The organism is Bacillus sp. AK124 (genome assembly GCF_053903085.1).
Genome location: NZ_CP096378.1, coordinates 174456 through 187138 on the forward strand (window position 1 = coordinate 174456; position 12683 = coordinate 187138).

Annotated in this window: 10 protein-coding genes and 1 riboswitch; of the genes, 8 read left to right on the plus strand and 2 right to left on the minus strand. The window is 42.7% G+C overall.

The annotated features are described in order from the left end of the window. The first annotated feature begins 35 nt into the window (after positions 1-35). The 4 genes from M1E06_RS00840 (at position 36) to M1E06_RS00855 (ending at position 6153) form a co-directional block, all read left to right on the plus strand. Entirely contained in the window at positions 36-1895 is a 1860-nt protein-coding gene (locus M1E06_RS00840) for a PTS beta-glucoside transporter subunit IIBCA (RefSeq protein ID WP_020453497.1), read from the plus strand. Beyond that, positions 1885-3303, plus strand: a complete 1419-nt coding sequence (locus M1E06_RS00845) for a glycoside hydrolase family 1 protein (protein WP_020453496.1) — start codon at positions 1885-1887, stop codon at positions 3301-3303. The genes M1E06_RS00840 and M1E06_RS00845 overlap by 11 nt, the downstream gene beginning before the upstream one ends. A 166-nt stretch (positions 3304-3469) precedes the next feature. Further along, positions 3470-3922, plus strand: coding sequence for an AraC family transcriptional regulator (locus M1E06_RS00850; protein ID WP_020453495.1), 453 nt, complete (start codon positions 3470-3472; stop codon positions 3920-3922). 146 nt (positions 3923-4068) lie between these two features. After that, entirely contained in the window at positions 4069-6153 is a 2085-nt protein-coding gene (locus M1E06_RS00855) for a catalase (RefSeq protein ID WP_020453494.1), read from the plus strand. A gap of 61 nt (positions 6154-6214) precedes the next feature. On the opposite strand, the gene M1E06_RS00860 is transcribed toward M1E06_RS00855, so the two are convergent. Together M1E06_RS00860 and M1E06_RS00865 are read right to left on the minus strand one after the other, a co-directional pair. Then, positions 6215-6589, minus strand: a complete 375-nt coding sequence (locus M1E06_RS00860; protein ID WP_020453493.1) for a hypothetical protein — start codon at positions 6587-6589, stop codon at positions 6215-6217. Positions 6590-6765: 176 nt separating this feature from the next. Then, positions 6766-7959 carry a nucleoside transporter C-terminal domain-containing protein gene (locus M1E06_RS00865; RefSeq protein ID WP_020453492.1) on the minus strand — a complete coding sequence of 398 codons (1194 nt, stop codon included), beginning with the start codon at positions 7957-7959 and terminating at the stop codon, positions 6766-6768. Positions 7960-8093: 134 nt separating this feature from the next. Then, positions 8094-8195, minus strand: a riboswitch (purine riboswitch). 528 nt (positions 8196-8723) lie between these two features. Between M1E06_RS00865 and M1E06_RS00870 the strand changes: the two genes are divergently transcribed. The 4 genes from M1E06_RS00870 to M1E06_RS00885 are packed head-to-tail and all read left to right on the plus strand — an operon-like array spanning position 8724 to position 12242. Then, positions 8724-9020 (plus strand): DUF4176 domain-containing protein, encoded by a 297-nt coding sequence (locus tag M1E06_RS00870; protein WP_020453491.1) that lies wholly within the window; start codon positions 8724-8726, stop codon positions 9018-9020. A gap of 2 nt (positions 9021-9022) precedes the next feature. Beyond that, entirely contained in the window at positions 9023-9661 is a 639-nt protein-coding gene (locus M1E06_RS00875) for a hypothetical protein (RefSeq protein ID WP_020453490.1), read from the plus strand. Between the two features lie 18 nt (positions 9662-9679). Next, positions 9680-11107 (plus strand): alpha/beta fold hydrolase, encoded by a 1428-nt coding sequence (locus M1E06_RS00880; RefSeq protein ID WP_020453489.1) that lies wholly within the window; start codon positions 9680-9682, stop codon positions 11105-11107. A 10-nt stretch (positions 11108-11117) separates the two neighbouring features. Beyond that, positions 11118-12242, plus strand: a complete 1125-nt coding sequence (locus M1E06_RS00885) for a hypothetical protein (RefSeq protein ID WP_020453488.1) — start codon at positions 11118-11120, stop codon at positions 12240-12242. Positions 12243-12683 lie beyond the last annotated feature (441 nt).

Below are 12683 nucleotides of genomic sequence, written 5' to 3' on the forward strand. Positions count from 1 at the left end.
AATAGGGCTTTAGGAGAGACAGGAGATGATCAACGATGGATGTTCAATCAATGGCAAAAGAAATTCTGGAGCGCGTCGGCGGGGAGAAGAACGTTGTATCGCTAGTCCATTGCGCGACAAGGCTTCGCTTCAAACTGAAAGACCGTTCCAAAGCAGACAGGGAAGCGCTTGAAAATACGGATGGCGTGGTAACCGTAGTGGAGAGCGGCGGACAATTTCAAGTCGTTATCGGCAATAACGTTCCTGAAGTCTATAAAGAAATCGGCCGGATCTCTCAACTGTTGGAAGGTTCTGCGGCCGATCACAGCCAAAAAGAGAAAGGAAGCCTCGCCGGTAGATTAGTAGATATCGTATCTAGCATTTTCACTCCGCTGCTCGGCGTCATGGCAGGAGCGGGGATTTTAAAAGGCATGCTTTTGATTTGCACAAACGCCGGCTGGCTCTCGCCGGAAGAGACGACATATACGATTCTATACGCGGCAGCCGACAGCCTGTTTTATTTCCTGCCTTTGCTGCTCGCCGTTACGGCCGCCAAAAAATTTGGAGCGAACCCGTTCATAGCGCTGACGATTGCCGGGGCGCTGATCTATCCAACGATACTCGAACTGAAAAACAGCGGCGCCCAGACGGAGTTTTTCGGCATTCCGGTCGTCTTGATGAATTATACGTCGACCGTTATCCCGATTATCCTTGCCGTATTTGTAATGAGCTATCTTGAAAGATTATGTATGCGCTTTATTCATGAAAGCGTGAAGAACTTTATCACCCCTTTATTATGCCTGACGGTGATGGTGCCGTTAACTTTGATCGTATTCGGACCGCTCGGTGTTTACACAGGAAACGGGATTGCGGCGGCGATTCTGTCCGTTTTTGATGTCAGCCCGATTCTGGCAGGAGCGATTATCGCGGCCTTATGGCAAATCCTTGTCATCTTCGGCATTCACTGGGGGATCGTCCCTGTCATTTTGAACAACATTGCCGTCCACGGCAAGGACTACATCAAACCGGCGACGGCAGCCGCCGTCTTTGCCCAAACAGGAGCTGCGTTTGGTGTCATGCTGAAGACGAAAAACAAGAAGTTGAAAGCATTGGCAGGATCTGCTGCCGTTACCGGGATATTCGGGATTACAGAGCCGGCCGTCTACGGGGTGACACTCAGGCTGAAAAAGCCGTTTGTATGCGGTGTCATCAGTGCAGCGGCAGGCGGAGCCATTATCGGATACTCCGGCAGTGTCGCCCTCGCTTCCGGCGCTCCGGGCTTGTTGACGATTCCGATTTTTTACGGACCGGGCTTTCTCGGCTTTATCATCGGAATTACAGTTTCGTTTGTTTTATCAATTTTGCTCACTTACATTGTCGGCTTTGACGACCCTGTGGAGGAGACGAAAGAGCAGCCCGTTGAAAAAAGCGCCGGTGAACCAATTTACAGCCCTTTGCAAGGAGAAGTCCTGCCGTTAACAGAAGTATCAGATAAAGTGTTCGCATCGGGGGCGCTTGGAAAAGGAATCGCGGTGCTTCCGTCAAAAGGCGTTGTCACCGCCCCTGCGGACGGCATCGTGACAACGGCATTTCCGACGGGTCACGCATACGGCATAACGTCAGAAAGCGGAGCCGAGATTTTGATTCATATCGGGATGGACACGGTCAGACTCGATGGAAGGCACTTCAATTCCAAGGTCGAGCAGGGGCAAAAAGTGAAACGGGGTGATATACTCGCAGAATTCAATCTGGACGCTTTGAAAGAAGAAGGGTTTGACGTGAAAACACCAATCATCGTTACAAATTCCGGTCAATACACGGATATCATTCCAACGGATCAAAAACAGGTGAAAACTGAAGAACCGATCATCACTTTAATTTCATCACCATGGGAGGAAAATAATCATGAAATATAAAACATTAGCTCAATTTCCGGAAGAATTTTTGTGGGGTGCGTCTACTTCCGCTTATCAAGTGGAGGGCGCTTGGGATGAAGATGGAAAAGGGCCTTCTGTCATCGATGCGCGCGAAAGCTACCCGGAAGGGACAACCGATTTTAAAGTCGCAAGCGACCATTACCACCGCTATAAAGAAGATATCGCCTTGTTTGCGGAAATGGGCTTCAAAGCGTACCGTTTTTCGATTGCCTGGACGCGCATCATTCCGGACGGGGACGGCGATATTAATCCGAAGGGCATCGAATTTTACAGCCGTTTGATCGATGAACTCCTGAAATATGGAATCGAACCGATTGTTACGATGTACCACTTTGATCTGCCGAATGCTTTGCAGAAAAAAGGCGGCTGGTCGGACAGGGCCACGATTGACGCCTTTGAAAAGTATGCGAGAATCCTTTTTGAAAGCTACGGAGACCGCGTCAAATACTGGCTGACCATCAACGAGCAAAATATGATGATTCTCCACGGATCTGCACTCGGCACACTTGATCCAAACTTGGAAAACCCGAAAAAAGAGCTATATCAGCAAAACCATCACATGCTTGTCGCACAGGCAAAAGCGATCAAGCTTTGCCATGAGATGCTGCCGGAAGCGAAAATCGGCCCTGCGCCGAATATCGCGCTCATCTATCCTGCTTCTTCGAAACCGGAGGACGTGCTGGCGGCTTTTAACTATAATGCGATCCGCAACTGGCTTTACTTGGATATGGCCGTATTCGGACGGTACAATACAACGGCATGGGCATATATGAAAGAAAAAGACTGCACACCGGTCATCGCCGAAGGAGATATGGATATTCTGCGGTCAGCCAAGCCGGACTTTATCGCGTTTAACTACTATACGTCGCAAACGGCTGAAGCGAGCAGGGATGACGGCAGCGACACGGCTGCCCGAGGCGGCGACCAGCATTTGCAGACGGGAGAAGAAGGCGTATACAGGGGAAGCAGCAATCCGCACTTAAAGAAAAACGCATTTGGCTGGGAGATCGACCCTGTCGGTTTCCGTTCGACGCTGCGCGAGATCTATGACCGCTATCAGCTGCCGCTGATCATCACTGAGAACGGCCTCGGCGCGTTTGATCAGCTTGAAGACGGAGATGTCGTAAATGACGACTACCGCATCGATTATTTAAAGGAACATATCAAGCAAATTCAGCTGGCGATCACGGATGGAGTCGATGTTTTCGGCTACTCCCCATGGTCTGCCATCGACTTGATTTCAACCCATCAAGGCTGTTCAAAACGCTACGGATTTATTTATGTGAACCGCGACGAATTTGATTTGAAAGACTTGCGCCGCATTCGCAAAAAAAGCTTTTACTGGTATAAAGACTTGATTGCTTCAAACGGCGAAACACTAGATTAAACAAAGAAAGAGGATGTTCAGATGATCTCTGAATATCCTCTTTTTTGTTGTGGAAATGATCATTTTAAAATTTACAGAAAATTTTAAAAATGTAAATGTAATTAGTTTTAAAGCATGTTACATTCGAAACGTAACGAACAACAATCAGGAAAGGAAGAAAAAATCTATGACATTCAAAGTTGAAACACTTCCAAACTATCGTATTGCTTATATGCGACGAGTTGGTCCGTACGGTCCTGCCAATATTGAGGTAATGGAGGCATTAAAAAAATGGGCTAAGGAAAAAGGTCTTCTTGAGTCTGCCATTCTGTTTGCGATTCCACAGGATAACCCGGAAACAACATCTCCTGATCAGTGTAGATTTGATGCTTGTATTGTGATACCACATGATTATCAAGTCGATGATTCAGTTTTTGAAGGGGAAATTTCCGGCGGAAAATACCTGATTTACGATGTTAAACATACAGCAGAAGATATTCAAAAAGCATATTCTGATATTTTTTCATCTCTGCAAAACAATGAATTTCAACTGGACAATAGACCAATAATGGAAAAATACACGGGGGATATGTTGAGCAACCCGTATTGTGAAATATGTGTACCTTTAAAATCGGTTTAATTCATTTTCTTGTGCAAACTTTGAATTTATTAAAATTACATTTCCCTTTAACGAGCGCTGCGTTTAACTCGCTGATAGACAGGGTAAATCATAAAATAGCAATCCAGATCAACTACATAGGGAATAAGAATGGGGAGGGATGACAAGTGAATAACAATGATGGCCGCCGCAACGTCAATGAGCACAGCAAGGATCAACAACTTGAACAGTACCGGTCTGACAACCGGGGCAAAAAAATGACGACGAACCAAGGTTTACGCGTATCTGAAGACGAGCACTCTTTAAAAGCAGGCGTGCGCGGTCCGACGCTGATGGAGGACTTTCATTTCCGTGAAAAAATGACCCATTTTGACCATGAACGGATTCCGGAGCGGGTCGTCCATGCGAGGGGTTTTGGCGCGCATGGCTATTTCCAGGTTTACGAGCCGATGACGAAATATACGAAAGCAAAGTTTCTTCAAGATCCGTCAGTGAAAACACCGGTGTTTGTCAGGTTCTCGACTGTAGCCGGTTCCAGGGGCTCGGGTGATACCGTCCGTGATGTCAGAGGATTCGCGACAAAGTTTTATACAGAAGAAGGGAACTATGATCTCGTCGGCAATAACATCCCCGTTTTCTTCATTCAGGATGCCATCAAGTTCCCTGACCTGGTGCATTCCTTTAAGCCGGAACCGAATAACGAAATGCCGCAGGCTTCTACAGCGCACGATACGTTTTGGGACTTTGTCGCCAACAATGAAGAAACGGCTCACATGATCATGTGGGCGATGTCTGACAGGGCGATTCCGCGAAGCTACAGGATGATGGAAGGCTTCGGCGTTCATACGTTCAGGTTTGTAAATGAAGAAGGCAAGGCGCGCTTTGTTAAATTTCACTGGAAGCCCGTCCTTGGCGTCCATTCGCTCGTCTGGGACGAAGCGCAGACAATCGCCGGGAAAGATCCCGACTATCACCGCCGCGATCTTTGGGAAGCGATCGAAAGAGGCGATGAAGTGGAGTATGAGCTCGGCGTGCAAATGATTGACGAAGAAGACGAGTTCAAGTTTGACTTTGATATCCTTGATCCGACAAAGCTTTGGCCGGAAGAAATGGTTCCTGTTAAGATCATCGGTAAAATGACGCTGAATCGAAACCAGGATAACGTTTTTGCCGAAACGGAACAGGCCGCTTTCCATCCGGGCCACGTTGTTCCGGGAATCGATTTTACAAACGATCCGCTTTTGCAGGGCCGGCTCTTTTCCTATACGGACACACAGCTGATCCGATTGGGAGGTCCGAACTTTCATGAAATTCCGATCAACCGGCCGGTCTGTCCGTTCCATAACAACCAGTATGACGGCTATCACAGAATGACGATTAACAAAGGGCCTGTCGCTTATCATAAAAATTCGCTGCAAAACAACGATCCGGCGCCTGCTTCAGAAGAAGAAGGCGGATATGTGCATTACGAGGAAAAAGTCGAGGGCAAAAAAATCCGCCGGCGCAGCGAAAGCTTTAACGATCACTATTCGCAAGCGAAGCTGTTTTGGAACAGCATGTCTCCCGTTGAAAAAGAACATATCATTTCGGCGTTCCGCTTTGAAGTCGGAAAGGTCAAAAGCAAGGACGTCCGCCGCCAAGTCGTTCATATGTTTAACAGGGTTGACAGGGAGCTTGCCAAGCAAATCGCTGCGGGTGTAGGTGTAGAGCCCCCTGAAAAAGACGAAGGCTCCAATGTGACGTTCAAATCCCCTGCGCTCAGCCAGGAAAACACGGTCAAACTGCCGCAGACGAGGACCGTCGCCATTTTAGCAGAGCAAGGTTTTGATGATGAGGACCTCAGCCGGGTGTTGAAAGAGTTCAAAAAAGCCGACATCATTCCGGACATTGTCAGCTCGGCACTCGGCGTGATCAAAGGGACCGGCGGTACAGAAATAGAAGTCGGTAACACTTTGCAGACGGTCGATTCCGTGCTGTACGATGCCGTTTATATTCCGGGCGGCCAAGAAAGCATTGAACGCCTGCAATTGCATAAAGCCGCATCGGATTTTATCAATGAAGCATTCGGACATTATAAAGCGATCGGAGCCGCAGGCAAAGGGATCGATCTCCTGCTGTCCGCCGCCGGGTCCCACGCGGCAGCACAGCCGGGCATTATCACCTCTCGCGATGATAAGAGCAAAGACGACTTCGGCAAAAAGCTGGTCGAAGCGATCGGCGGGCACCGCCATTGGGATAGACAAGTTTCATAGTGAAGAGATTTCTAAGCACCCTGTTTCAAGGGTGCTTTTTCAAATAATGAATAAAAACAGTTTAAAACTTCCTGGATAAAATAATCCATGATGAAAATACCGTGATAATCTGTAATGAAACCAGTATCCGAATCACATCAATTCCCGCTAATGTGATAAAGCCCATTTGCATTCCGATGATGAGCACCAAAAGGTACACAGATAAAGCGATCATGGAAAACTGCATTCCTTTTTGTCTGATGTGTTGAGATCTTTCATCCTTTTGTTTGAATTGCGGATAAAGGTATCCTCCGGCAAAACTTAAAAAAGCTAATGTGCCAAACATTAAAAGTTCGATTAAAGATATTGAACCAGCAGCTATACCGAAGGCCAGTTTTGCAAGAAATATAAAGACAAACAATCCTCCAATGATGTAATAGGTTTTTCGCAAAGCCATGATATCTCCTCCTTACTAAAGTATTAGAAACTTTCTTTTTAAATGACCAGTGTGTGATTTTACCATTTACCTAATTATATAGTAAAGTGAGCTTTACGTAAAGTCAGCTTTACAAAAAGAACAAAAAAACTTGCCACGTGAATGGCAAGCTAATACATGATGGATTAATAATCAGGTTACCAAACAAACAGCCCGACAATCCCCGCGCTCAACAGCGACACCGCTATTCCACTGACAAGGAGCTTCCACACATTTCTTCCGATAATCGCTGATTTTTCTCCGTTAAATAAGGAATTGTATGTTCCATAGATCATTCCGATCGTACTGAAGTTGGCAAACGACGTCAAAAATGTTGTGGCCACGGCGGCTGTATGGGGCGAAATCGTATCTAGCTGCGTTTTTAAATCCATCATCGCGACGAATTCGTTTGTTGCGAGTTTCATCCCCATCAGCTGTGCGACATACATCGCGTCACCCGGCGCCAGTCCAAGCAGGAATGCGAACGGACTGAAGATGTAAGAAAAGATTTTTTGAATCGTCAAACCGTCCATGATCAACCCCAACATTCCGTTCAAACATGAGGTTAAAGCGACATATCCGATGACCATGGCGAGAATGACGATGACCATGTTCATTCCGACCATCATGCTGTTTGAAATCGTTGAGAAAAAGTCCTTTTTCTCTTCTTTTGGCGGTACGTAAATGATGTCTTCATCCTTAGTGACTTCTACCGGGTTTAAAATGCTGGCCAAGATCAACGCATTTAAGCAATTCAATGGAATCGCTGTAAATACGTATGTTGCAGGAACCATCGTTAAATAAGAACCGAGAATCGATCCGCTGATACTGCTCATGCTCATAATGCCGAACGTCAGCAGGCGGTTGTCCTTTAATACGGCCAATTGCCCGCGAATCACGGCGAGCGCTTCAGTATTCCCCAGAAACATCATTTGAATCGAAAAGAAACTTTCTAATTTAGGAAGGCGCGAGACTTTCGAAATCACCCAGCCGATCTTATCAATCATCCATGTTAAAATTCCGAAATAAGCCAGTATATCAAAAAATGTCACCACAAAGATAATCGGCAGCAAGGCGCTGAAGAAAAAGTCAACGGTTTCATTGCCCATCACTGACGGAAAGGCAAACGCAATACCGTCGCTTGCACAAGCGATCAGCCACGAAAAGAAAGAGGCGATCAGGTTGATGGCCCATCCGCCGATTTTTGTCCCAAGCATAAACCAAGTCACCAAAAGCTCAACGATGAAAAGGGAGAGAATCGGCCTCCATTTTACGCTTTTCTTTCGCGGGGAACAAAAATAAATCACGGACATGACAATGAAAATGCCTAAAATGTTAATGAGAAAATACATGATGCCAACTCCCGAATGTTTTTTGAAAATAAAAAAGCTCTTACTTTTCATGGGTTCCGATAAAGAAAGCATGAAAAATAAGAGCAAATAAAAAATAGATATATTGTTTGCGCAATACACTTTTTACATGATCAAATCTATTCAAACTTCCTTGTAGTCTGGCGATTTACGGTTGCCAGGTAGAAACAATCAGACCCTATTACTGATTATATACAAGAAGTGAGCTTCTATTATTTTGACTGTATTTTATCTCGAGATTGTGTAAAATTCAAGCTAAAAAATATATTTTCACAATAATTTTTTAAATAAAGTCACGTCTAAAGAAGGTTGCATATTGAGAGATGCACAGCAAATCATCTGAGAGAAAGCCGGCTTTTCAAGCGGGAAGTCACCATGCACAGAACAACAGACGAAAAATGGAAGGTGATAAGATTCTTTTTATTAGAGGAGAAGCGTAAGCGATTGCGCTTTATATTTCATGATGCCGCCGCCTACTATGGCGGTTTTTTTGTGAAACTTTATCTGAAAGGTTCCGTAAGTATGATGAATCGTTTCAGTGCTAAGTGCTCACTGTAACATACTAATGACACCGACAAACCTTACATAAAGAGCGAACCTTAAATCAAAAGTCTTTGATTTGAATAGGTAAAATTTCACGGTACTTTAGTTCGTTGAATGAAATGATACCTTTTTGCTATGATTTTCCTATGTTTTTACAACTTGTATATATGTCCAATTTCAGAGAAAAAGAGGGATAATCAATTATGCTATTAAAAAAGAACTATCTTCCTGTCGGCAGTGTTGTCGGCTTACATAATGATTCAAGACGTCTGCTTATCATCGGGCGGCAAATGTTTTCTGAGACAAACCATGTCATCAGAGATTATGCAGCTGTCGACTATCCAAACGGTTTTACCGATCCGAAAGAGCAGCTAGTTTTATTTAATAAACAAGATATAGAAGTTGTGTACCATTACGGATATGTAGATCAAAAAGAATTGCAGCTTGATGAGTTGCTAACAGAAGCTGAAGCAGGAAAAAACGAAAATAAGGAGCAATGACGATGGGACATTTTCGCTTCAACAAAGAACTTTCACATAAGGCAGCGGGGACCATTAGTCAGCTGGAAAACGCCTTTAGCCATGTATTTGAGAACATGGTGTTTTTTCGTGAAGAATTAGACCGGCACAGCGGAAAAGCCGCCGCAGCGCTGCAGAAAAAAATGAGTGACAACATCAACTTTTTCAGTAAAGCGAGCAGCTGTTTATTATATTTTGCAGACAGTGTGCGGTGTTTTGCAAAAGCGGTCGAACTAACGGACGAATCCGACAAACCGGCCAATGTTCAGCCGCAGTCAAGATCGGAAAGAAACCATACATTTTCGGCTGAAAGAGTCCAAAGTGAAATAAAAGTAAACGGCGAATCGTTACACCAGGCAACCGGAAAGTTTGAATCAAATCTATCTACATTAGACGAAGTTTTGCACCATTTTGACACAATGCTCAGAGAAATGATGTATGAAACAGAGTTTCCGTGGGAAAAATTCGATGACGTCTGGTCTGATGCAAAGTCGCACATCAAATCGATCATGACGGAGCTTAAAAAAAGAGTCAAAGAACTTTCAGCAAATGCCAAAAACATCATTAAGGAATTAAAGCGCGTCGATAACGTAATCTCACAACAACTGCAAAGAGTGAAATGATGGAAGGGAACTAGAGTTATGGCATATTATAATAGAGAGCCAGAAATCACAAACATGATCAAAAGCCATGAAAGAAGAGCAAATCGAATGCTGCAGCATGCTCAATCCAGCCGTTTGCTTGAAGCTTTTAATAAAATATGGGTTTCGATAGAAAATAAAGAACTTCCGAACTTTGTATCAAAAAACGTCATGAATTTTAATGTGGCGGATATCAAATCGGAAATCAACGATTGGATAAAGGATTTAAAAGATTGTCAGGAGAATGCCAGACGCAAGTTTGAGTCTATGGAAGACCCCTCACCGGAAGACATACAGAAACGCAACAATATTACGAGTGACGTCGTTCTTTTAATTAGCCAATACGAGAATCTAAAAAATGGCCTTGATCAGGTGGAACAAGATTTCAGCAATGTCGCCCGCACCCACCGCGCCCCAATGCGCGAAGCTTTGACAGATATCTCAATCTTGTATAATTCAGTTAACCATGTGAAAGGCGATTTTTCGGATTATAAGAATGTTTCGGTTTATGTGCATGGGATTGAGGATAGTGGGAATGGATTTAACAATAGTGTAGAAAAAGGAGCGCAGAAAGGTGATGTGATCGTTCGTATCAAAAAAAAGGGTGATAAATATGATTATGAATATACTTATATTGACAAGCGTGGTAATAGAAAAACAGTAGATGAATATAAAAAGTTGTTTAGGATTGATGGATTCAACACAGACGGTCGTCTCCATATTGTTTATGACACAAATGAACCAAATGAGCATCGGCAAGCAACAAGTGACGATTTAGCAGAAAAGTTAAATGAGATGGGGTTGATGAATGAGGAGATAAAGATCGATATGTTCGGCCACAGCTATGGTGGAAGAAGATCACTGCAATTTGCGATGGATTACCCTGACCATGTGCGAAGCATCACAACAATCGGAACGCCATATGATAAAAATCTCTTAGCTACCGGGGCTAATAGAGCACGCTGGCTCGCAGACAATGCTGCTGGAAGAGATACTATGAATACGAGTGATTATTTAGATTTTAATAAAGAAAACAAAAACAATGATAATGGAAAAGACTACAGTAATGCCTATACTGATATGGACAGTGAAGCTATGACTGAAGACATTAATCATTTGAAATCTGCCAATCCTGAGGTGTATCAAAAGCTTCAAAAAATGGACATTACCGCTGCGGCGGGATACAGAACAGAGGATACTGTGAGTTTTTCCCCTTACTATACTGCAAGTGGAAAACATAAAATAAACAGTGATGATATCGTTTCAGTTGAAAGTCAACATGGGGACATATTAGGCGATCTCATTGATGAAAAACCAGAAATTGAAGTAAAAGGTTCCGGTGTCACCAAACCTGGACATATTTATGAAGTTGAAGACTCTGAATTTGTTGACTTGATTCGAGAAGTTAACAAAAAAGAAGCAGAATAGGAGCAGTTCAATGACAAAAAAAAGGTTTATAAGCTTTAGCGTAATAATACTCTTGCTGATGATCACCGGCTGCGGCAAAGATGATATTCAGGCAGTCAACTATGAAAAAGGCTTGCCGAAAGAAGACAGCCCGGCATTTAAAGAATTTATGAGAAATGAATTTGGATTTCCTGATGATATTACTTTGAGAGTTCAAGATTCAATTTATACTATGATGAGTAGTCAAAAAAATGGAATTCGTTATTATACATATACGGATAAACAGCTTAAGAATAGTTATAAACCTATTTTTTCTACCAAAGAAAATGTCTCAGCCAAGTTGTCTGACTTAAAGCAGAAAGATTCATTAATAGATGAGGGAGAAACAGTCCATGATAAAATAGGGCAAGGTCTTCCTGAGATGAAGATAGTCAATAAAAATGTTATAAAAGTAAAAACAACATTTGGTGAGAAGAAAATAAAATTACCGATACCATCAAGTGCTAAAGAAGTTTATCTCAGCCTTTACGCGGTTGATAAAGAAAATATGCTTATAGGAGTATCCGATCATACAGGTGAAGAGACTCCAAGAACATATTACTTATTTTTAAAACAAGATCTTTCGCAACATCTGATTGTGAAAGAAGATAAATTACATGCAACACTTGAGTCTGGAAAGTTAAATAATTATCTATCAGTATTTCCAAAAGTTACAGAAGATGGATCATATCTTAAGTTATTCGACAAATATATATTCGAAAAAAAGACGAACAAAGTTAGGAAAATCAAAGACACTGATATTCTAAGCAAAGACGGTAAATATGTTTATATTAACGGAGCAAAAGAAAAAGAAACAAATGTAATGGCTGATGGTATTCAACAGATACAAACAGTGGATAATTATCTAAAAGGAAATGAAAAATATGAAGCTCAGTTTAAGATTGACTTCAAACAAATTGCGAAAGAGATGGATTTTAACGCGGGCGATGCAAGGATAGCTAATATTCATTATTTTAATAAAGATTATGTAGTTTTGTATATTTCCTATCATGGGAAGCCAATTGGGACAGCAGGTTCTGTTAATGTACTAATTGATTTACAAAAAAACAAACAACAGCCAACGGCTTATTTAGTTGATTTAGGAATCGAATCATAGAGGGACTGAAGAGTTTTTATTCAGTCCTTTTCTTATTTGACAAAGGTAGGCCACAAAAGTGGGATAAGCCTTCTGTCTTTTTTGGAACTCAAATAAAAAGGAACATAAACGATAGAAACACTCAATGAAAAAAAGATGGTTTATATACTTAGGCATTTTCATAATATGCTTGCTGGTGATCACCCACTGCGAAAAAGACGATGACGCATTCACAATTTTTTAATAAAAATTATGTGGCCATCCAATTTTCATATGATTTCATCTGGTATGGCTCGGGATATATTGATATGCTGATTGATCTGCAGGACAAAAAACACCCGACTGCTTACTTGATAGATTATTAGGATGATTGGGTAGTCGATTAGATTTACAGTATCCATTTATCATTAGAAAAAACCGCACCTCCATAGTTAGACACTATCTAACGATAGGAGGTGCAGT